Origin of the sequence: Alteromonas sp. CyTr2 (assembly GCF_947311905.1) — a bacterium.
Classification (GTDB): domain Bacteria; phylum Pseudomonadota; class Gammaproteobacteria; order Enterobacterales; family Alteromonadaceae; genus Alteromonas; species Alteromonas macleodii.
Genome location: NZ_CAMZMZ010000008.1, coordinates 100,827 through 122,462, shown reverse-complemented (window position 1 = coordinate 122,462; position 21,636 = coordinate 100,827). Strand labels below are relative to the sequence as shown.

Genomic DNA, 21,636 nt, shown 5'->3' with positions numbered 1-21,636 from the left:
ACTTTTTAAGCAATTACATCAATAACTACTTTACCCATGGACCCCAACTCTACGGCATTATGTGCATCCATTGCCGTGTCTAGGGAAAAGCGTAACGGATCGAGTAGCGGCTTAATTTGTCCAGCTTCAACAAGCGCCGTAATTTGCCGCAGAATGTCACCATGATGTTTGCGCCCCTCTCCGCTGAGCTGTGGGTGTAACACAAAAATCGCTGACAATGTTGCAGAGCGTAATGACGACGGTGCCAGATTATGTGAGCTGAATGCAGCACAGCTTAAAATATGTCCATAATGTGCAATGATACCTAACGAGGCATCGAGTACAGAGCCACCGACAGTGTCGTAAACGATATCGAATCCTTTGCCTTGGGTGTATGCGTCCACGTAGTCAGCAGGGCTTACAGTGTGATAATCAATCGGCGTGGCACCAAGCGCCTTGAGCAGTTCTTGTTTTCCAGTCGATGCAGTGGCATAAACGTCGGCACCTAAGGCCTTAGCAATTTGCACAGCTACATGTCCAACTCCGCCAGCTCCACCTTGGATAAGGACTTTCTGGCCCGCTTTAACATTCGCCTTGTCAACCAAACCTTCCCAAGCGGTAAGTGCAACCAGAGGTAAAGCCGCAGCTTCACGCATGGGCAAATTTTTCGGTTTGAGAGCAAGTAACTCAGCATCAACGTTGGCATATTCAGCCAATGATCCTTGCAATCCTCGCACTCCGCCAGTCAGACCATACACTGCATCGCCTACTGCAAAGCCGGTGACGCCGTCGCCGATAGCAACAATTTCTCCAGCTAAATCGGTGCCAAGTACTGCGGGTAATTCCGGCATGGCATAAGGAGCGATACCTTGGCGGATCTTGTAATCAATAGGATTGACTCCACTTGCAAATATTTTTACTTGCACCTGACCTGCTGATGGAGAGGGTAAGTTAATCAGGGCATCCCGGAATACTGTACCCTCTTCATAGCTATCTAATACCAAAGCACGCATTTGTCTGTTTAACGCTGTCATCAATAACCTCACATACTGAATATTCAGCGGGTGCTTAAATCACCCGCTGGTTAATAAGTCTTTTATTAAACGAATTAAAATTCTTGAACAGTTGGGCGCAGAACAATCTCGTTGATATCCACATCCGCAGGCTGCTCAATTGCGTATGCGATAGCACGAGCAACAGATTCAGATGGAATTTCATTTTGCTGATAAAAATCTTTTACAAAGGCTGCACCCTGAGTATCTGAACTTCCATGTTTTAATTCAGATTCGACTGCCCCCGGTGAAATGATTGTTGAACGAATGTTACCCCCAACTTCATGGCGTAAGCCTTCGGCAATAGCGCGAACAGCGAATTTGGTTCCGCTATAAACCGTGCCGCCGGGACTGAATACTTTGACACCCGCTACGGATGAAATATTGATAAAGTGGCCTGTTCCCTGAGCCTGAAAAATCGGAAGCGCTGCGGCTACTCCATACAGCAGACCTTTAACGTTTATATCAATCATGCGATCCCACTCGTCAACTCGAGTCTCAGCTAACGGTGCAATCGCCATTAACCCTGCATTATTGATAACCACATCAACTTTACCGAAGCGCTCTCGTGCAAGGTTTACAAGGGCCTTCACTTCGTCCTGGCAAGTCACATCTGTCGCTTGAACCGCAACTTTTCCGCCCGCTGTACGTATGTCAGCAGCAATAGCTTCAAGCTTGTCGATGCGTCGGGCACCTAAAACAACAGATGCGCCAAGGCTGGCTAAATGTCTTGCTGTGGTCTCGCCTAAACCGCTGCTACCACCAGTGATCACAACGACCTTACCGCTGATGTTGTTTGCTAAAACACTGCTCATAGTTACTATCCTCAAATAAGTTGAATGACGTTGTCTAAATAACAAGCAAAGTATCTCTTACCTTCAAAAACCAATAAATGGAAATGTTTTAATTTTACAATTCCATATTTTGGAATAATATTTATGTATTGATATCAAACCTGAATGTGACTGTGATGCTTAACAGATTGGAAATGCTCCGGATATTTTGTACTGCTGCTGAGTCTCGCAGCTTTAAAGAAGCGGCTAACCGTCTGGGAATTTCTCCTCAGGCAGTGACGCGAGCAGTGAAGGAGTTAGAGCGATTGCAAGGGGAGCTTTTATTTCATCGAAATACTCGACACATACAAGTGACCCTAGTTGGAGAAAAATTTGCTGTGATAGCAAAAGAACGCCTGCTCGCTGTAGATGAATTGTTTCAAACAAGCGCCCCTGACTCGGGTAATGAATTACAAGGGCGGGTTCGTATCGCAGCGCCTGTTGGTTTTGGTCATAAATGCTTGATGCCAGCATTAATGGAACTCTCAACAGTACATCCTCAACTTGATATAGACCTGACACTCAGTGACGAGCGCGTAGATGTAGTTGACGAAAAAATAGATATTGGGATTCGTATCGGCTTCATGAGAGATAGTCGATTTATTGCCCGCCAGCTTGCCAAAATTAATATGTATGTCGTGGCTTCGCCTGACTTAATAAATAGAGTGGGAACGCCTGCGTCTGCTGACGAACTAAACCACTTGCCGGTTACAGGATTAGTAGATCGCAATACGGGAAAGCTTTGGCCATGGGTTTTTTCCATGGACAGACAGTGGACGCCATCCATAACACGTTTTCGAAGTGCCGACGCCGAAGCTGAATTAATGGCTATACAAAATGGACTGGGGTTTGCTCAAACTCCTGACTTTTTGGTCCAAGACTTATTACGCCAAGAGAAACTTGTGAGAGTGTTAGAAGAGGTCGAGCCGGTGCCTTGGGATTTATATATTTATCGCCCTCAACGCGGTCCTGTACCACAACGTATTCGATTGGTTTTTGATCACTTGGTGTCAAGATTAAGTGTCCGCTGATGGCACAAAACGGAAGTAGTCGAATAAAAGTAGGATTGTCAGTATCGTCTCTCAAACGAACCTTTAACACAAACGCTACTCTAAACAATCACCGGCGCCCTAAAAAGCAATTCTTGGTGAATACAAATTACCAATCAGCGCTGTATACTATATTGGCTGCGGACGCTTCTACTTCTAGTGGGGCTTTATCGTAACCGTATTCAGCCATGTCGAAAAAGTGTTGGGTGACAACTTCATCTAAACTGGCTCGTTCAATCTGTAACACATGCACTAATTCGTGGGCTAACTTGGGTCTATTAAGCTCGAAATCTTTACGAGCATAAATCGAATAGCCGAAAACTTGTGCGTTATTTATTATTCCTTCTCCAACAAGTCCAACGGCTTCGCCAAACACTTTAAGCGCGAAGTTTTCGTAGGGATATGGCACTTCATCTACATAAACAATTCTTACTTTCTTAGGCTGTTTTATGCCTATCTCCGCTGCTAGCGCCAATTCTTGTTCGTTCAACGGTTGACCTATTTTTAAGCCTTTCATATCTGTTTCATGTGCCCACTCTATGTATTGCGGTAACAATACGCGTGCTATTATTTTTTCATAGGAAAGTGCCACAACGACTATTACTATAAACAAGGCTAACGATACGAACTTTATAAATTTCATGTGGTTAAAATCCATTTTAAAGGGGGAGTTTGTGCCGCTTACACGCTTTGTTACAAACATTTGAAGCGTGTAGTCAGCACGATCGACTTGTTGCTATATGCGTAGTAGAGCATATGATGGCGAAGTGTTCCATCAAAGGGCTGTAAGAAAATGTGATTAAAAACAAAGTGAAAGGTTACACACCGCTATTCAATAGTGAATTGTGACTAGCGGCGGTGATGGTTTAAACTACGATATAGAGTTTTACTCGTCGTCGTCAGACAGAGTGTTTCTTGGCTTGCGTTTCACAGGAACCATACCAATATCTTTTCCAGACATGGTATCGACACGTTTTTTAGTGCCAGGTTTTGCTGGTTTCGCTACGCGCTTTTTACCATTTTTCGCATTTGATTGTTTCGACACTTTTTTCTTCGGCGTAAAACCTTTAAAAGATGCCGAGAATTCGTCATGCGGTGAACACTCTAATGCATATTGAAGGTGATTCTTAAGCCCTTCAAAACTGTTCCAATCACGAGGGCCAATAAGCGAGAATGCTTCGCCTTTTTGCCCAGCACGGCCAGTACGGCCGATACGGTGAATATATTCATCCGCGTTCTTAGGAAGGTCAAAGTTAACCACCAATCCTACTTTTGATAGATCTAGTCCACGAGAGGCGAGGTCGGTAGTAACCAGAATACTGTGCTGTCCACGAGCAAACGCACTCATTACTGCTGCGCGTTGGCTTTGTAGCATATCACCACGAAGCGCAATAGCTTCTAAGTTCTGTTCGTTAAGTAGTGCTGCAATTCTGTCTGTATCTTCACGGGTAGCTGTAAATACGATAGCTTGGTTGTAGGTACGATTGGCTAGCTCAAACTGTAAAATTTGATCTTTGTTATCAACATTGTCTGCAAAGAAGCACTTCTGTTCGATATCGCCATGCTCTGCGGTTGAATCACCTACAGCTACACGAACAGCGCCTTTGGTTAACTGCGTTGTCATATGCTTTAGCTCAATATTATCGAGCGTGGCAGAAAACAACATAGTTTGACGCTTTCTGTGATCAGCATAGTCGTTAATCATTTTAAGCTGAGCAGAGAAGCCTAAGTCTAACATTCGGTCTGCTTCATCAAAGATAAGCAACTCTAAACCGTTTAAATACACACTTTTATCTAATAGATGGTCGGCTACACGACCAGCTGTACCAACGATAATGTGAGGGTTACGGCGAAGCGCTTTAACTTGGTCGTTATAATTTTCACCACCCACAATAAGTGAACAAGTAAGATTTAGCCCGGTACACATTGATTTAGCTTCAATGAAAACTTGTTTGGCTAGCTCACGAGTTGGCGCAAGGATAAGTGCGCGTGGGTCTTGACGACTAAGGGCTTTTTGCGACATTAGCCTGTTTATAGCTGGCACTAAAAAGGCGAAGGTTTTACCTGACCCCGTTTTTGATGACGCAATTATATCTTTGCCCTGAATAGCAGGCAGCATAGTGCGTTCTTGAATTTCGGTAAGCGTCGAAATATTTTTCGTTTCGAGCTTTGAAATAATTTTGTGGTGAACAGGTAAATCAGTAACTAGCAAGAAGGTATAGCCTTTTTAAAATGACATTCGGGCGCATTATCCCTTAATGCACGGTGCATTTAAAGGTTTATTGGAAAGGCTTATAAGTTTGCACACTGAAGGCAGGTACTTGTAACAATCGTTACTCAACGAAGAATATAAAGTTAAAGCAAAAATGTGAGTTAACTCAATGGTGCGCGCTTACCACAAGAGCATAAATGCTGAATGATAAGCGCGACATGCGAAGAACAATTAAATGAAAAGCACAATCAAACGCAGAGTTTAAAACTGCATTTCAGGTACATTTTCAGGAACAACAAGCTTTCCGCCCGTTTTCTCTTTAATTTCGTCAACGCTGACGCCCGGTGCACGTTCTTGAAGCACAAATGCGCCGTCTTCAACACTCAGCACTGCTAAGTCGGTAATAATGCGCGTAATACAGTTAACACCGGTTAACGGTAAAGTGCATTCGCCAAGTAGTTTTGGGTTACCGTGTTTGTCGGTATGGGTCATAGTAACAATTATGTTCTTCGCGCCAGCAACTAAGTCCATAGCGCCGCCCATGCCTTTAACGAGTTTGCCCGGTATCATCCAAGAGGCAATATTACCCGATACATCAACCTCAAATGCGCCAAGTACAGTAAAGTCAACGTGACCACCGCGGATCATGGCAAAGCTCTCGGCGCTACTAAAAATAGATGCGCCTGTGATAGCCGTTACCGTTTCTTTACCAGCGTTTATCATATCAGCGTCAATTTCACTTTCAGTCGGGTAACGTCCCATACCCAAAAGGCCGTTTTCTGACTGCAGCATCACGCTGATGTCATCTGGCACATAGTTAGCTGCGAGGGTAGGGATACCTATGCCTAAATTGACGTAATCGCCATCTTTAAATTCCTGAGCGACGCGCATTGCGATTTGTTCTCTACTAAGCATTACACTGACTCCTTGCTAACTACACGGCGTTCAATACGTTTTTCAAATGAACCTTGAATGACACGGTTTACATAAATCCCGGGAGTGTGGATCTCGCTAGGATTCAATTCACCAGGCTCTACAATTTCCTCTGCTTCTACCACAGTGACTTTACCTGCAGTAGCGGCCATAGGATTAAAGTTTTGTGCTGTATGGCGATAAATACAGTTTCCGTAAGTATCTGCTTTCCATGCTTTTACAATGGCAAAGTCGCCAGTAATAGCATGTTCAAGAATATAAGGGCGACCGTTGAATTCTTTGACTTCTTTTCCTTCACCAACAGGCGTACCATAACCTGTGGCAGTGTAGAAGGCAGGAATGCCAGCACCACCAGCGCGCATTTTTTCCGCCAGCGTTCCTTGAGGTGTAAGCTCAACTTCCAACTCACCGTTAAGCAGTTGTTTTTCAAACAGGGCATTTTCACCTACATACGAAGACACCATTTTGGCTATTTGCTTATCTTCCAATAAAAGGCCTAATCCAAATCCATCTACACCGCAGTTATTAGAAACTACAGTAAGTCCAGATACGCCCATTTTCTTAATTTGGCCTATCAGTCCCTCGGGTATACCGCACAACCCGAAACCGCCCGCAATAACTGTCATACCATTTTCAAGGCCAGCCATTGCTTCTTCGTATGAGGATACAACTTTGTTAAATCCCGCCATTCTCTATCTCCAATGCATTTGTTAAAAATAAGTATCGACATTGTTGCTTCATTTGTAAAATCGAATTAATCTTGCGATTAATAAGAACTATTTATTAATCGCTAAGACCAGTTGAAAAGTTTATGGATGTTTCATACCGTCAAATAAAAGCGTTTGTAGAAGTGGCCAAGTCATCAACCTTTGCTGAAGCCGCGGTAAATCTACATTTAACACAGCCAGCTTTGTCATCGGCAATTAAAAAAATGGAAGAGCAGTTAGGCGGTAAGTTATTCCAACGCAATACACGCAATGTAAGCCTAACACCAGAAGGAGAGGTGTTGTTTCCAAATGCTTTGAGGCTACTGCACGACTGGGACAATACTTTTTCTGATATTCAAAATTTGTTTGCTATGGCGAAAGGGCAGCTTACCATTTGCGCTATGCCGTCATTTGCCGAGTCTCATTTACCGAATATCTTGTCAGTATTTCATCAACAAATTCCAAACGTAAACTTACGAATTGTCGATGTAGTAATGGAACAGGTAATTCATGAAGTTACTACTGGCCGCAGCGAGATTGGGTTCTCGTTTGAGCCAGAGCGCAAAGATGGTTTAGTGTTTAAAAGCCTTTTTGCTGATGAGTTTGTTGTTGTGACCAACAAAGCACAATCAGCCCATTTAGGGGACAAGTTGCATTGGCAGGACTGTCTAAAACTTCCATTGGTAATGATGAATAGGGGATCTGCGGTACGTCATTGGACTCAATCTAAGCTAGCACAATATGGTGAGCTAAATATAATCGCGGAAACGGGGCAGCTATCTACACTAGGAAAGCTTATTCTAAATGGTTTAGGGATATCTATTATGCCGGCGATTTGTAAAGCGCAAATGGAGGGATTGGGGCTAGTAACTAAAGAAATTAGTGACATGCCTCTGGTGAAAAATATTGGAATAATTCGAAATGCGCGAAAAGGGTTATCGCTGCCGGCTCAATCTATGTGGGACATGGCCGTAGCGCATTATGAGTGAAATAATGCGCTTTATAGTTTCTAAGAAAAGGGTCGACCTACCACTTCTTCTTAGGTGCGAACAACTCGTCTAATTCGTCTCTTTCTTCTTCTTGCTTCTTGGCGCGATCTTTTTCGTTCACGCTCTTAAGGTTGCTTTGGATTTCGTGTAACCACTCGTTAAGTGTAGCAAGTTTAGACATTGAGTATTCGTCTTGGGGATTTTGATTTTCTAGTGCGTTTTTCGCCTTTTCAAAATACTGTCTGGCTGATCCAAGCATATTGGTTTGAAGTGCAGCGCGGCCGCGCTTAATCAATGTTTCTACATTTACTTTTACCTGCAAGCGTTCAAGCTGCTTATCTTCATCCATGAATACTTTAGAATCAATTTGCCCTTTGCTATGTTCTGAACGAAGAATAATGCGCAGTTTCTTAACGGCCTGAATGTATTGAATGATCATTTTGTCGTTGTCGGGTAACGCGAAATCGTTAGTGATACCGCTATTGTCCGAAAGAGCAGCGGCGGTTGCTTGCTCACTGCTTGAGATACGCTGTTTTAGTTCAGATGTACTCGATAAATCGTTCATTGCTTTCAAGGCATTTAGAATACGATTGTGAAGTATGCCCATAATGCGCGAAGAAACAGGCATGTTTACACAGGCGGCAATAACGTTCTCAGTTTCGTCGACAATAGTACGCTGTTTGGCAAGTTCAGTTCTGCGCTCAGCCTCTTGCTTTTGACGATGTTGTTGCATTGCATTGATAAAAATAGCTGCGATTAGCAAAACAACAATTAATATAATAATAATCACGTACATGCGTGTGTTTCCGTCTGTTTTTTATTTTTTATAACGTTAACGTATTACTACGTACGAGCGTTACTTTTTGTATTACTTAATGTTATCGGTCAATCTTACGGTATTTTTACTTCAAATACACTTCCACCGAGACTCCCGCCGTTGGAAAGGGCAATTGAGCCCACTTTATCTCCTTGAGAATGTGCGTTTGCAATTAACTTCGCAAAAAATAACCCCAACCCCGTTCTTCCTTGGCTTAACTCAAAGTCACAGAGCTCTTCGTGGCTTTTAGTTAACATCGCTTCGGGATAGCCACGACCATCATCCTCTATTTTAATGGTCATGAAGTCGTTCTCGTCTGCCTTGGCACTTACTATTATTTTGGATGTTCCATAGCGCATTGCGTTAATGATTACATCGTTTAATAACAAATAAATTAACTCACTGTCTAAGTACCAGCTAAGGTCATCTTCGATAGCGATGCTTATATCAATATTTTTCTGAGATACATATAACGCATTAGAGCCAACAACATCTTCAACCAAATCTTTGATGAAACTTTCGTCAACGGTAATGGGTAAACTTTCTAATTCAGCCCTGTACAAAGAGAGTACTTGAACAAGATTGGTGTTGAGCCTAGATGCTTCATAATGAACACTCGCAACCTGCTCTCTAGCTTTCTCGTCGTGAGGAGAAAGGGCGTCGCTGAGTGTTTCAATAGATTGAATAAGGAGAAAAAGTGAATTTTTCATATCGTGCACAGCAGCTGCCAACACCGATGAAAAATCAATTGTGGATGTAACTTGTTTACTGCTACTCATTATCTATCTAACACCGTGCTTTTTAATCACCTACCCATAATGTAGAAGAAATCGGACAAAGGCGAATAAATCCCACTCGAAAATGTAAAAATTCAATTATTTTCAACTTTATAATGCCAATTTCGTAATAGCAACTAGTAAAAAAAGGTGGTTTTGGTTATAACGGAGGGAGTACAGTGTCAGTCTATCGCATTAAACGGTGTAAAATATGAAGCTACAGCAACTACGGTATATCGTAGAAGTCCTCAATAACAATTTGAACGTGTCAGCAACAGCAGAAAGTTTATATACCTCACAGCCGGGTATCAGCAAACAAGTTCGCATGTTGGAAGATGAACTAGGTGTTCAGATTTTTGGCCGTAGCGGTAAGCATTTAACACACGTGACAGACGCCGGTAATGATGTAATCAATATAGCTCGTGAAATACTAGCCAAAGTAGAGAGTATTAAAGCGGTAGCAAGGGAGCACACGCTTCCAGATCAAGGTAAACTTAATATTGCGACTACGCATACGCAAGCCCGTTATGCATTACCTGATGTTATTCAGGGTTTCATGAGCAAGTATCCAAAAGTGTCATTACACATGCATCAGGGCACGCCGTCTCAAATTAGCGACCTGGCTGCAAAAGGGGAAGCCGATTTTGCTATCGCTACCGAGGCTCTTCACTTGTACAACGATTTGGTCATGCTTCCTTGTTATCACTGGAATCGCAGTGTAATAGTAAACAAAGACCATCCCTTGTCGAAAAAGGGCACTATCGATATTTCAGACATTGCCAAATATCCGTTGGTTACTTATGTTTTCGGTTTCACCGGGCGCTCTGAATTAGACCAAGCGTTTGAAAGAGCAGGGCTAACACCTAAAATCGTGTTTACCGCAACAGATGCCGACGTTATTAAAACCTATGTTCGCTTAGGTGTCGGTATTGGTGTTATTGCGTCGATGGCGGTAAGCGAAGAATTAGATGATGATCTTGTGAAGATAGATGCAAGTCACCTGTTCGATTACAGCACGACGAAAATTGGATTTAGGAAGGGGTCGTTCTTAAGAAGTTATATGTACGACTTCATTGAGCGTTTTGCGCCTCATCTGACCAAGGACAAGGTTGAGAAAGCTATGATGCTGAAAAATAACGAAGAAGTGGAAAAAATGTTTAAAGGCGTGACGCTTCCAGTAAAGTAAACGTAGCGCTTGTTGAAAACGTTCATTAAAAAGGGGCTAATTGCCCCTTTTTTCATTCCATACATTGTCTAGTTAGAACGAGGTGCTAACATTCGATAATATTTACCGCGAGTCCACCTCTCGCCGTTTCTTTATATTTAGTCTTCATATCATTACCGGTATCGCGCATGGTTTTAATAACCTTATCTAGCGATACTTTTTGCTCACCGGTTCCGCGCAGTGCAAGACGAGAAGCATTAATGGCTTTGATTGCACCCATGGCATTTCGCTCAATGCACGGAACCTGAACCAAGCCACCCACGGGATCACAAGTAAGGCCGAGGTTGTGCTCCATACCGATTTCCGCAGCGTTCTCTACCGAGGCAGCTGTGCCCCCCATAATTTCAGCTAACGCGCCTGCAGCCATTGAACAAGCGACGCCTACTTCTCCTTGGCAACCTACTTCAGCACCTGAGATTGACGCATTCTCTTTATAGAGAATACCAATAGCGCCTGCGGTAAGCAGGAATCGACTTGCTACTTCTTCATCAACAGGTCGAATAAACTTATCTACGTACTGTAGAACAGCCGGAATGATACCCGCTGCACCATTTGTAGGTGCAGTTACAACACGGCCGCCAGCTGCATTTTCTTCGTTTACAGCTAAAGCAAACAAGTTAACCCAATCCATAGTCTGCATAGGGTCGTTTGTGTGTTCAGTTTGAAGTCGACGGTATAGTCCAGGTGCGCGGCGAACTACTTTAAGCCCGCCAGGTAAAATACCTTCGCTTTCGATACCTCGTTGAATACAAGCTTTCATTACTAACCAAATGTTGTGTAGCTGTTGCTTCACTTCGTGCTTGGGCCTGAAGGTTGATTCGTTACGTAGCATCAGTGAACTAATGCTTAAGCCGTTAGTTTTACACAGAGCAAGAAGGTCACCGGCCGTTTTAAAAGGGAAGGGTACTGATGCTTGCAGGCTGGCTGCATGCGCTTTGGTCGCATCGAAGTCTTCGTCTTTTATGATAAAACCACCGCCAATACTGTAATAAGTTTGCTGTTTTACAAGCTCATCTTTCGCGTACGCATAAAACGATAAGGCATTAGCGTGTTTGGGGAGCGTTTTACGGCGATGAAAAACAATGGCGTTTTTGTTAGGAAAGCGCACTAATTTCTGGCCATTAAGGCAAAGCTTTTCCGTGTTGCGTATTTCTTCAAGTTTAGTCTCGATGCTGTCCACATCGACAACGTCTGGAAGTTCTCCTAGTAAACCGAGGATAACAGCTTTTCCTGTTCCGTGGCCGATACCGGTTTGGCCTAATGACCCAAACAGTTCAACTTTCACGCTATCCACTGAATCAAAAAGCGCAGCTTCCTGAGCGAGTTCGGTGACAAACTCGGCGCCTGCTTTCATTGGTCCTACGGTGTGCGAACTCGATGGGCCAATGCCCACGCTGAACATATCAAATACACTGATCATAAACTTTCAAAATTAAAACAAAGTAATAGTAAGATCATGCATCCACCACGGAAAAACCACAATACAGAAAAGCTAATAAAGGGATTAGTTTTGCTAATACGCTGTAAAGTTTAATTTATAGTACACGCAAGAGCGGTTAAGCAAATACAAAGGCTAAGGATGAATATGATGAGATAAATTGCGTAACATTGCCGCCGTTGCGCCCCATATCATGCGGTTTTTCCATGGGATAAAGTAAATTGGAAAAGCCTTTTTATCGCGATGCGTCGTGTGAACTAAATGATTTCTTCTGTCTAAAACATGTGCGAGAGGCACTTCAAAAGCGCTTTCTACCTCATTTTTGTCAATAATCGGTGTAAAGTCAGGATTTACAAAGCCAACAACTGGCGCAATTTCATATCCGCTGATTGTTCGGTATCTAGGCAACATTCCTACTACGTCTACGTGAGTAGCGGGTAAACCAACTTCTTCTTCTGCTTCTCTAAGTGCCGCGTCAAAAAAAGAGTTATCAGCTTCGTCGACCGCTCCGCCTGGAAAACTGATTTGACCTGGATGATGCTTGAGGTGGTGCGCTCGTTCAGTAAGCAGTAATTGAAGCGAATTGCCATAATCTATCAGGGGGATAAGTACAGCCGCAGGGCGTCCTGTTTTTCGCAACGGAAAATCTGGCTCGGTGTGAGGCTGCCTTAAGTGGTGAAACTGTGATAGAAATTCGTTCTTTGTCATAGATATTTGTTTACAACCTATATGCTTACCTTTGTGCTAGCACATTACATACAAATACTGTGCTATTGGTTAATTGATTCAAGTACTGGCAGTATTCTAGACACTTTATCTAGGGTTTCTTGATATTCTTCGCTAGAAACAGAATCTAGCACAATACCACCACCGGCCCAGCAATGTAATCGACGGTTCTCTGCCAATACGGTTCTAATACAAATACTTGAATCCATGTCTTCACGAAAACCCATATAGAACACGCTGCCACAGTAGATATTCCGGCGGTGTGGCTCTAGCTCATCGATAACTTCCATCGCACGGATTTTCGGTGCTCCAGTTATTGACCCCCCAGGAAATGCTGATGCCAGAAGCGATAAAGGCGAAGAAGATTCATTTAATTCACCAGTTACCGTACTTACTAAATGGTGCACAGCCTGATAACTTTCAAGAGCAAAGAGTGCAGGTACGTTCACCGAGTGAGGTTTGCAGTGCTTTGAAATATCGTTGCGCAGCAGATCTACAATCATGAGATTTTCTGCACGGTCTTTTTCTGCTGAGAGCAAGCGCTGAGCACTGGCGGCATCTTCTTCTTTGTCTTCAAATCGCGGGCGTGTACCCTTTATCGGTTTTGTTTCTACAACCCCATCTTTGACGCGTAGAAAGCGTTCTGGTGAAATCGAAGCAATACAGCCTTGGGGAAGGTTATAGAAAGCTGAAAATGGCGCTTGATTTTGATTGCGTAGCTCACAATATGCTTGCCACATATTCCCTTCAAACGATGCGCTAAAACGTTGCGCCATATTTACTTGGTAGCAGTCACCGGCACGCAAATAGGCGTGTATTTTATCCAAACAAGCTTCATAATCCGTTTTAGATAAATTTGATTCGAACCGAGACGTTAACTTGAAATTTGGCTCAGGTGTTTCGTCGTTGAACGAAGAAAAAACCTGAGTCAGCGACTGACCATCAACGGAGCAATAATAGATGTAACCTGTCTTCGTATCTTCAATAAGTGAACGAAGATAAAGGCCAACCGCAAAATCAGGGGTTTCGTAGTCATCTTTGGCGATGCTTGGCATCTTTTCATAAAAACGCCCAGTATCATAGCCTGCCATGCCAGCCACACCGATAATGAAAGGGAGGTGCGCTGTATTTACGCTGGCATGTATCTCCACATTTGAAACGCGCGCATGTAAGTGTGCTTGCACCGCTTCAAAGGGCGCCAGTGTCAATTGCTGACGCTTTGAAATGTTTAGTTCGATGAGTTGAACCTTATCACCTTTTGCTTCGATAACTGCGGAAGGTGAAAATGCCATAATATTGAAGCGACCTTCACTTTTCGACGAACCAGAAGTATCTAGTAAAAGGGAATATGGGCGTGTAGAGACCCGCTTAAAAAGTGCATTGAAAACGGCTGTGTTCTCGTCACAATTTAGCGCTAATTTGTCGGTTAATTCCTCTGCATCGAAACGGGAAACATGAACGTGAATAGTATCTGCGTGTGACATAGGTGTTTTCTGTACTTCTTTTTATCGTGGGCGTTAGGTGCTTGAATTAAGCACAAACGCCCATCTATTTTTAACTGGCGTTAACAAATAAAGACTAATAACCGATCACATTAGGCTGCTTTTTCAGATATCCCTTCAGCATAGTTTTTAAAAATGACTGGAATTAGCCACAAGCACATGGTTTTACATGGTGCGTTGTCTTTAGATGCGCTAGTATACGCTTTTTTAGCTAGCTAAGACCACGAAAGCCGAATAAAAAGAGGATGTCATGACCGTTATCCGTCAACAAGACTTCATTGACAGCATTGAAGATGCCCTGCAATTTATTTCTTATTATCACCCGCTCGATTACGTTAAAGCCGTAGAAGAAGCTTATAAAAAGGAAAAGAGCCAAGCCGCGAAAGACGCGATGGCGCAAATTCTTATTAACTCACGCATGTCTGCAGAGGGTAAGCGCCCTTTGTGTCAAGACACGGGGATCGTAACCTGTTTTGTTAAAGTTGGTATGGGTGTGACGTGGGATAAAACTGACATGACCGTTCAAGAAATGGTTGATGAAGGTACACGTCGTGCATACCTTAATCCAGACAATCCACTTCGCGCCTCTATCGTTGCGGACCCTGCCGGTGCGCGCAAAAACACCAAAGACAATACGCCATCTGTTGTGCATATCGACATGGTAGCGGGTGAAAAGATCGAAGTGATGATCGCGGCTAAAGGCGGCGGTTCTGAAAACAAGTCTAAAATGGTAATGCTTAACCCAAGCGATGATATTGCTGACTGGGTAGTAAAAACTTTGCCGACGATGGGGGCAGGCTGGTGCCCTCCAGGAATGCTGGGAATAGGTATTGGCGGTACGGCTGAAAAAGCAGCGGTACTTGCAAAAGAAAGCCTTATGGACCCAGTAGACATCCAAGAGCTTATAGAGCGCGGCCCGCAAACTACCGACGAAAAACTTCGCTTAGAAATTTTTGACCGCGTAAATAAGTTGGGTATCGGTGCGCAAGGTCTAGGTGGTTTAACGACTGTTGTTGACGTAAAGATTAAGTCGCTACCTACTCACGCTGCGTCAAAACCTGTAGCAATGATCCCTAACTGTGCGGCGACTCGTCACGCACATTTTTATCTAGATGGTTCGGGTCCAGCGGAGCTTACGCCACCTAAATTAGAAGATTGGCCAGAAGTAACTTGGGAAGTGAGCGAAAACACTCGCCGCGTTAACCTTGATGAAGTAACAAAAGAAGATATCCAAGAGTGGAAAGTAGGCGAAACGGTTCTGCTGTCAGGTAAGATGCTTACCGGTCGTGATGCTGCTCACAAGCGCATTCAAACCATGATGGAAAATGGTGAAGGTTTACCAGAGGGCGTTGATCTAACAAACCGCTTTATCTATTACGTTGGTCCTGTTGACGCTGTAGGTGACGAAGTGGTTGGTCCGGCTGGCCCGACAACGGCTACCCGTATGGATAAGTTCACTGACATGATGCTAGAGAAAACAGGCCTTATTGGCATGATTGGAAAAGCAGAGCGTGGTCCGGCAACCGTTGATTCAATTGCTAAACACAAAGCTGTTTATCTAATGGCAGTTGGAGGTGCAGCATACCTTGTATCTAAAGCCATTAAGAAATCTCGTGTCGTAGCATTCGAGGACTTAGGTATGGAAGCAATTTACGAGTTCGACGTAGAAGACATGCCAGTAACCGTTGCAGTAGACAGCACGGGTGCCAATGCTCACAAAAATGGTCCGGCTATTTGGAAAGCAAAAATTGAAGAGCTTGATGCCTCGCTATCTAAATAGAGAGGAAGGCAAAACTTAAGATGAGCCGTTCTGCTTAAGAAAGCTAATTAGGTTTTTCGTTACAATAAAAAAAACGGGTGCAATAGCACCCGTTTTCATTTGTGTAGTTCCATTTTTTCAACGGTTTACGTGCTAGACGTTTTGCCCCAATTTCATTTTAAATTTATACCAGTTGGTATATTTATCTGATTTTGTTTATAGTGCTGTACAAAATAACAGTATGAACGTGCACTATGTTAATTAACCTTATTTCTAGCGAACCCATTTCCTTTCTAATAGCCTTCGTAAGTGTGTGTGCTTTTTCCCTTTATTCATTTATTCGAGGCCAGGCGAATGCCACTAAGATAGCGCAGCTTTCGCAAATCAATGAGCAGCTACAAAATGATTTGAATAGCGAGCGTATTGCTATTGCCAAGCTTCAAGCACAAAACGAAGCGCACCAAGCAAGAATTCAGGCGCTTCATGCTGCGCATGAAGATAAGCTTGCGTCTATGAATGCATCTGAACAACGTCTGCATACGCAATTCGAAAATCTAGCAAATCGCATATTTGAAGAAAAGCAACAGCGTTACACGCAACAAACAAAACACAATATAGAAGCTGTTTTGGCGCCATTCAAAAACGAGTTAGATGGTTTTAAACGTCAAATCTCAGAACAACACATACGTGAGGGGCAGGAGCGAGCCTCACTTAAAACAGAGATTCTAAGTTTAAAGGCTCTCAACCAGAAAATTACGGAAGAAGCTGCAGCGCTGACCAATGCACTAAAAGGTGACAATAAAAAGCAAGGAAACTGGGGCGAAGTAGTGCTTGAGCGGATACTCAAAGAATCTGGTTTACGCGAGGGTCATGAATTTGAAACACAAATGTCAGCAACATCAGAGCACGGCAAGCGATTTCAACCAGATGTCGTGGTGCATTTGCCAAATGATAAAGATGTGATCATAGATTCAAAAGTAAGTTTGGCGGCCTATGAAAGGTATTACAACTGTGATGATGAAGCTGAGAAAGCGCAATTTTTAAGTCAACATGTGGCTTCTATAAAAGGGCACATCAAAGGCTTAGGCGCGAAGGACTACCAAACGCTTAAAGGCATAAAGACACTGGATTATGTGTTACTTTTCATTCCCATTGAGCCTGCATTTTTAATTGCTGTCGAAGAAGAACCAGATTTAGTCACAATGGCACTTAACCACAACATTATGTTAGTAAGCCCTACCAATTTATTGGTGGCACTTCGTACTATCAATAACATTTGGCAGTATGAGTATCAAAATCAAAATGCTCAGATTATCGCAGAGCAAGCAGCTAAACTTTACGATAAATTTGTAGGGTTTGTAGCTGATATGGAAAAAGTTGGCAAATCGATGGATACTGCCCACGCAAACTACGAACAAGCAATGAATAAACTAACAAGTGGGCGAGGGAATATCGTAAGGCAAATAGAAAAGTTTAGAGAGCTTGGTGTGCAACCCAGCAAACGAATGCCTAAATACTTACAGCAACTTTCTCAAGACGATTAAAAAAGGCCGCAATTGCGGCCTTTTTTCTCTTATCAAAAAACGTTATGAACGTTTCATGCGTCTACGTAGGTAAACTGCTGGAGCAAGAAGCAATGCAATCCAGCCCATTGAACCACCACCCGATGTATCGTTTACACGAATTGTTACGGTTTCTGTCGTAGTATCGATGCCGTCAGTTGCAGTTACTTCAACCGTTACTTGACGAGCCTGTTCATGACTTGGCGCGGTGTCAGTGATTGATGATGTAGCCATACCATTTACGGTAATAGTTACGTCGTCACCGTCCGGGTCAGTTGCAGAAGCCGTCACGGTGTATGACTCACCTTCATCAACGCTAGTTGGAGCAGATATTGAAATAACTGGAGCATCTTGCACACCCGCAACCGCTACGGTTACTGTGCCTTCACCAACAATATCACCTTCTACCGGCTCTTCATTTTCATCAATGGTACCTTCAACACGCACGGTATACGTGAATGAGTCTTCACCGAAGAAATCAGCATTTGGTGCATAAGTCACAGTACCATCATCATTTACACTCACTGTACCGTTCGCAGGTTCAGTAGTTACCGCAACAGTTGACGGATCTAACGGTGCCTTGTCAATAGTTATTGGTGTGAACGTACGGAAATCGCCAGACAGTGATTCCATAGTAAACGTGTTGATGATAGTGCTGTCCATTTCGTTAGCAAGGATATTAGCTGTTACCGACGCATCTTCGTTAACTGACAACATGTCGTCCATATATTCACTTGATGGAACAACAGTACCTGCGTAGCTAATTGTTACTTCATCACCCGCGTTCGCAGTGAGTACGAATTCATCACCTTCTACCGGAAGCGTGCCTTGTAGACCAGCTGACGTAAGTGAAGCGTAGGTTGTACCGACGCTACCAGACGTGTTCTCTGCACCAACAACGGTTGCGTATACTGGCATGTCCATTGCGCCGTAAACAAAGCTTACGTTGCCTGTTTCGTATTCAAACCACAACTGGAAGTTAAAGCTTGTGCCATCTTCATTCCAAATTTGTGCGTTTTCCCACTCAACAACGAAATGATTTGATAGCCCGCTCATGTCGACCGCGTACAAATTACCAGTACCATTACCACCGGCCAAATCAAAATCCGTCCAATAAGGAGCAATTACATTATTTGGCTCGCTTAAGCTGGGTAAAATTTCAGCGAATGGTGTTGTAGTATTACCAGAGCTTGTGCCTAATGAAACAAAACCGTTCGACGATACTTGCATTGTAGTGTATTCAGTACCTAGATAAGTAATTGGGCGCGGTAAATCGACCGTTATTGATGCATCGTCGCACGAAGCAGAACAAACAAGTGGATCTGCTACTAACGTCATTGGAAAATAGCGGCTTGATCCAAATAGGTCTTCAAGTGTGACGCCTAATACTCTTTCTACTAGAGGCCCCAAATCATCTTCAATAATATCACCAATAATCGTTGATGGCTCCATATTGAACGATGCAGTGTTAAGCGCACCTTCCCACTTAATTTCACTCTTGTCAGCATCATAAGTTACGGGCTCTTGGTTACCATTTTTCACTGCTGAAATAGTCGCCGGATTGATGCCATACTTGTGATCAATTTCACCAGTGATGCTAATCATGCCTGTTACGTCGGTGTTTGTTGCAAATGCCTCTGTTACTACTAGCTCACCTTCAGCTGCAACTTGAGTGCTTACATCACTATCAAATAGAGATGGCTCATCACTGCTAATTGGGTAAATAGCAACAGGGATAAAGTAATCCGTTGTTGTATCGTCTGTATCTGCCCAGTTAATGCCACCAAAAGACCACGAACCAGTTGAAGCTGTAGTGACGTCTACCGCCACCATAATTTCAGCAGAAGCGCCCGCTGGAAAGGTAGCGATTTGAGGCGTAACCGTCGCTGAAATACCTGGGTCATTAAACATTGCTGTGGCATCAACAGTAACTTCTTCATCGCTAGTGTTTGTTACAGTGATAGACATTTCACAGTTCAAATAGCAGTTACCGTCAACCAGGCTTAAGTCGCTATACGTAAGCTCAACTGTAGTTGCACGAGGTAGATCTAAACGACCTGCACCCATATCAAAATTATCAGCTTGTGTTGCAGCGTCTTCTTTCAGTATATCGCGAATTGAAGAGGTTACTAGCGCACTCTTAATTTGCTGAGCAGTCCAATCAGGGTGCATTTGCTTAAGTAGGGCGGCTGCACCAGCAACATGAGGTGACGCCATTGATGTACCACTCTTTAACGAGAAGCTTTCTCCTTCGTGCCCTTCTGGATCTGGTGATTCACCAGAGAGAATCCGCGTACCCGGAGCTGCGATGTTTGGCTTAAGGAACGTTAGATCACCGTTAGGACCACGCGAGCTACTTTCATTCATGATGTCAGCAAGGCTTTCTGACACTACGCGAACAATATCGCTACCGATAGTTACGTTAACGGGTTCTTCAGTATCCGTTGCTAAGTCAGCAAGCGCCTGGCCAGGCGTAGCTGGAAGCATTAGTGAAGGAATTGTCTGCGTTTCGCTTAAACCACCCATCAAAATTGGGGCTTCACCGCGACCATCAACGTTATGGATTAGCACCGCTTCAGCACCTGCAGCTTCTGCGTTCTCAATTTTGGTAACAAAACCACAAGTACCACGGCTAATAAGTGCGATAGCACCGTCAAATGCACCTGCTACAAAAGGCTCACAACCTTCAACATTTGCACTGTCTAATTCACCAGCATAAACAACCGGTGCTGTAATTGAGCTATCAAAAACAATTGCAGGGTTACCTACAGAGTAAAGCGCAGGTATTGAGCCAATAGTGGTGTCACCCTCTATAGTAACTTCGTTAGCAAACAAACGACCTGTTGTGGTATTTGCAACTGTGATTACGTCTTCAGAACAACCCGGGCAACCAATAGTACCTTCGCCTGGGCCATCGTTTCCTGCCGCAAAAACGGTTACTACGCCCGCATCGTGCATGGCTTCAAGCACATCTTCGTAAACAGAACCGTTCGGGTTACCGCCAGCGCCGCCACCCCAAGAGTTGTTCACGATATCTGCACCGTCTGTTAATGCAGCCTCGAGCATTGATAACAACATAGACGAAGCACCACTTGAAGAAGCAGGGTTCGCAGGGGTTGCATAAAGACCTTTGTAAACCATCAGATAAGCTGCTGGTGCAACACCAGAAATTTCAGCTTCTGCCCCATCACGCTCGGCCATTACGCCATAGTTACCTACAGCTGTACCCGCAACGTGGGTACCATGACCATTAAAACCTAGCGGGCTTTCGTATTCTTCTTCAACTACTGAAAAGCCTTCTACGATGTCAGCTGCACGGGCAACAATAAGCTTGTTGTTACAGAAATCAGGAACTTCCGAACAGTAGTCATCGGTAGGAAGGGTGTCTGCAGCAGGGGCAGTAAAGTTTTCCCCGCTAAATAACGGGTTTTCCGGGCGAATACCACTATCGATAATTGCTACTTTTACACCAGCACCGGCACTTTCTTTACCGCCAAACTGCTCCCATGTTTCAACTGCACCGATAAGATCCAAACTCGCATCCATTTGCGCATGGTGTACTAGATCAGGGTATACCGCTTTTACGGTAGATAAACTCGAAAGCTTATCAAGTGCGCTTTTAGAAATGACGCCTGCAAAACCATTGAAAGCCGCTGTGTAAGACATGTCAGCTTTAAACGATTTATCAAAGGACTTTATAGATTGAATAACAGACTGCTGTTGTACTTCTAAGAAAGATTGATATTCCTTAGCTGCGTTTGACTGGAAGTTAACCTTTTGTCCTTTGTGAGCGGACATGCTGCTAACACTTGGATTTACTGCGCTGAATTGCGCCATCGGTACATCAGTTAGCTGGACGATAACACGTACACTATCGCTATTTGCTTGAATGGCATTTGCAAGAATATTCTTCTTGTCGAACGACGCCTCAATGGCATTTTGTTGCTCTACGCCGTAACCAGATAGTTGATTTGATATAGCTAAAGCACCAAAAGCCGAGCCCGCTAATGCGGTAGCAATAACTGTACTTAGGATTGTTTTTTTCATAATTATTCTCGTGTGAATAGTTCCCTGGAG

Annotated in this window: 17 protein-coding genes; 5 read left to right on the top strand and 12 right to left on the bottom strand. The window is 43.7% G+C overall.

The window, feature by feature from the left end; translation table 11 throughout:
• Positions 1-5: 5 nt before the first annotated feature.
• Both QME20_RS07055 and QME20_RS07050 read right to left on the bottom strand, forming a co-directional pair.
• The gene (locus QME20_RS07055; RefSeq protein WP_281715687.1) at positions 6-1,013 is read right to left on the bottom strand and encodes a zinc-dependent alcohol dehydrogenase family protein; all 1,008 of its coding nucleotides are present in this window, start codon (positions 1,011-1,013) and stop codon (positions 6-8) included.
• Between the two features lie 74 nt (positions 1,014-1,087).
• Positions 1,088-1,846: an SDR family oxidoreductase gene (locus tag QME20_RS07050; RefSeq protein ID WP_281715686.1), complete on the bottom strand. Its 759-nt coding sequence runs from the start codon at positions 1,844-1,846 to the stop codon at positions 1,088-1,090.
• Positions 1,847-2,001: 155 nt separating this feature from the next.
• On the opposite strand from QME20_RS07050, the gene QME20_RS07045 reads away from it, so the two are divergent.
• Positions 2,002-2,895 carry a LysR family transcriptional regulator gene (locus QME20_RS07045; RefSeq protein WP_348648753.1) on the top strand — a complete coding sequence of 298 codons (894 nt, stop codon included), beginning with the start codon at positions 2,002-2,004 and terminating at the stop codon, positions 2,893-2,895.
• Positions 2,896-3,022: 127 nt separating this feature from the next.
• On the opposite strand, the gene QME20_RS07040 is transcribed toward QME20_RS07045, so the two are convergent.
• The 4 genes from QME20_RS07040 to QME20_RS07025 form a co-directional block, all read right to left on the bottom strand.
• Entirely contained in the window at positions 3,023-3,556 is a 534-nt protein-coding gene (locus tag QME20_RS07040) for a hypothetical protein (protein WP_281715684.1), read from the bottom strand.
• Positions 3,557-3,799: 243 nt separating this feature from the next.
• Positions 3,800-5,125: a DEAD/DEAH box helicase gene (locus QME20_RS07035; RefSeq protein ID WP_281715683.1), complete on the bottom strand. Its 1,326-nt coding sequence runs from the start codon at positions 5,123-5,125 to the stop codon at positions 3,800-3,802.
• A 261-nt stretch (positions 5,126-5,386) separates the two neighbouring features.
• Positions 5,387-6,040, bottom strand: a complete 654-nt coding sequence (locus QME20_RS07030) for a CoA transferase subunit B (protein WP_014949519.1) — start codon at positions 6,038-6,040, stop codon at positions 5,387-5,389.
• A complete protein-coding gene (locus tag QME20_RS07025) occupies positions 6,040-6,747 on the bottom strand; it encodes a CoA transferase subunit A (RefSeq protein WP_039232997.1) in 708 nt (235 codons plus the stop codon). The genes QME20_RS07030 and QME20_RS07025 overlap by 1 nt, the downstream gene beginning before the upstream one ends.
• Positions 6,748-6,869: 122 nt before the next feature.
• Between QME20_RS07025 and QME20_RS07020 the strand changes: the two genes are divergently transcribed.
• The gene (locus QME20_RS07020) at positions 6,870-7,754 is read left to right on the top strand and encodes a LysR family transcriptional regulator (protein WP_281715682.1); all 885 of its coding nucleotides are present in this window, start codon (positions 6,870-6,872) and stop codon (positions 7,752-7,754) included.
• Positions 7,755-7,791: 37 nt separating this feature from the next.
• On the opposite strand, the gene QME20_RS07015 is transcribed toward QME20_RS07020, so the two are convergent.
• Positions 7,792-8,550: a hypothetical protein gene (locus QME20_RS07015; protein ID WP_014949522.1), complete on the bottom strand. Its 759-nt coding sequence runs from the start codon at positions 8,548-8,550 to the stop codon at positions 7,792-7,794.
• 95 nt (positions 8,551-8,645) lie between these two features.
• Complete coding sequence (locus QME20_RS07010; protein WP_014976578.1) at positions 8,646-9,350, bottom strand: HAMP domain-containing sensor histidine kinase; 705 nt, start codon at positions 9,348-9,350, stop codon at positions 8,646-8,648.
• A gap of 208 nt (positions 9,351-9,558) precedes the next feature.
• Here QME20_RS07010 and cysB point away from each other — a divergent pair, with 208 nt between their 5' ends.
• Positions 9,559-10,533, top strand: coding sequence for an HTH-type transcriptional regulator CysB (gene cysB, locus QME20_RS07005; protein ID WP_014949524.1), 975 nt, complete (start codon positions 9,559-9,561; stop codon positions 10,531-10,533).
• Positions 10,534-10,618: 85 nt separating this feature from the next.
• On the opposite strand, the gene QME20_RS07000 is transcribed toward cysB, so the two are convergent.
• The 3 genes from QME20_RS07000 to pabB all read right to left on the bottom strand — a co-directional run bounded on the left by QME20_RS07000 (position 10,619) and on the right by pabB (position 14,220).
• Positions 10,619-11,992, bottom strand: a complete 1,374-nt coding sequence (locus tag QME20_RS07000) for an L-serine ammonia-lyase (RefSeq protein WP_156086441.1) — start codon at positions 11,990-11,992, stop codon at positions 10,619-10,621.
• A 153-nt stretch (positions 11,993-12,145) separates the two neighbouring features.
• Positions 12,146-12,718 (bottom strand): CoA pyrophosphatase, encoded by a 573-nt coding sequence (locus QME20_RS06995; protein WP_014949526.1) that lies wholly within the window; start codon positions 12,716-12,718, stop codon positions 12,146-12,148.
• Positions 12,719-12,780: 62 nt separating this feature from the next.
• Complete coding sequence (gene pabB / locus QME20_RS06990; protein ID WP_281715681.1) at positions 12,781-14,220, bottom strand: aminodeoxychorismate synthase component I; 1,440 nt, start codon at positions 14,218-14,220, stop codon at positions 12,781-12,783.
• Between the two features lie 268 nt (positions 14,221-14,488).
• On the opposite strand from pabB, the gene QME20_RS06985 reads away from it, so the two are divergent.
• Both QME20_RS06985 and rmuC read left to right on the top strand, forming a co-directional pair.
• Positions 14,489-16,018 (top strand): fumarate hydratase, encoded by a 1,530-nt coding sequence (locus QME20_RS06985; protein ID WP_014949528.1) that lies wholly within the window; start codon positions 14,489-14,491, stop codon positions 16,016-16,018.
• Positions 16,019-16,251: 233 nt separating this feature from the next.
• Entirely contained in the window at positions 16,252-17,541 is a 1,290-nt protein-coding gene (gene rmuC / locus QME20_RS06980) for a DNA recombination protein RmuC (protein WP_281715680.1), read from the top strand.
• A 42-nt stretch (positions 17,542-17,583) separates the two neighbouring features.
• On the opposite strand, the gene QME20_RS06975 is transcribed toward rmuC, so the two are convergent.
• Positions 17,584-21,606 (bottom strand): S8 family serine peptidase, encoded by a 4,023-nt coding sequence (locus tag QME20_RS06975; RefSeq protein WP_281715679.1) that lies wholly within the window; start codon positions 21,604-21,606, stop codon positions 17,584-17,586.
• Positions 21,607-21,636: the final 30 nt, after the last annotated feature.

Bases quoted from the DNA above. Each gene is read 5' to 3' on its own strand.
- QME20_RS07055 (WP_281715687.1), bottom strand. From the start codon at position 1,013: ATGACAGCGTTAAACAGACAAATGCGTGCTTTGGTATTAGATAGCTAT.
- QME20_RS07050 (WP_281715686.1), bottom strand. From the start codon at position 1,846: ATGAGCAGTGTTTTAGCAAACAACATCAGCGGTAAGGTCGTTGTGATC.
- QME20_RS07045 (WP_348648753.1), top strand. From the start codon at position 2,002: ATGCTTAACAGATTGGAAATGCTCCGGATATTTTGTACTGCTGCTGAG.
- QME20_RS07040 (WP_281715684.1), bottom strand. From the start codon at position 3,556: ATGAAATTTATAAAGTTCGTATCGTTAGCCTTGTTTATAGTAATAGTC.
- QME20_RS07030 (WP_014949519.1), bottom strand. From the start codon at position 6,040: ATGCTTAGTAGAGAACAAATCGCAATGCGCGTCGCTCAGGAATTTAAA.
- QME20_RS07025 (WP_039232997.1), bottom strand. From the start codon at position 6,747: ATGGCGGGATTTAACAAAGTTGTATCCTCATACGAAGAAGCAATGGCT.
- QME20_RS07020 (WP_281715682.1), top strand. From the start codon at position 6,870: ATGGATGTTTCATACCGTCAAATAAAAGCGTTTGTAGAAGTGGCCAAG.
- QME20_RS07015 (WP_014949522.1), bottom strand. From the start codon at position 8,550: ATGTACGTGATTATTATTATATTAATTGTTGTTTTGCTAATCGCAGCT.
- QME20_RS07010 (WP_014976578.1), bottom strand. From the start codon at position 9,350: ATGAGTAGCAGTAAACAAGTTACATCCACAATTGATTTTTCATCGGTG.
- cysB (WP_014949524.1), top strand. From the start codon at position 9,559: ATGAAGCTACAGCAACTACGGTATATCGTAGAAGTCCTCAATAACAAT.
- QME20_RS07000 (WP_156086441.1), bottom strand. From the start codon at position 11,992: ATGATCAGTGTATTTGATATGTTCAGCGTGGGCATTGGCCCATCGAGT.
- QME20_RS06995 (WP_014949526.1), bottom strand. From the start codon at position 12,718: ATGACAAAGAACGAATTTCTATCACAGTTTCACCACTTAAGGCAGCCT.
- pabB (WP_281715681.1), bottom strand. From the start codon at position 14,220: ATGTCACACGCAGATACTATTCACGTTCATGTTTCCCGTTTCGATGCA.
- QME20_RS06985 (WP_014949528.1), top strand. From the start codon at position 14,489: ATGACCGTTATCCGTCAACAAGACTTCATTGACAGCATTGAAGATGCC.
- rmuC (WP_281715680.1), top strand. From the start codon at position 16,252: ATGTTAATTAACCTTATTTCTAGCGAACCCATTTCCTTTCTAATAGCC.
- QME20_RS06975 (WP_281715679.1), bottom strand. From the start codon at position 21,606: ATGAAAAAAACAATCCTAAGTACAGTTATTGCTACCGCATTAGCGGGC.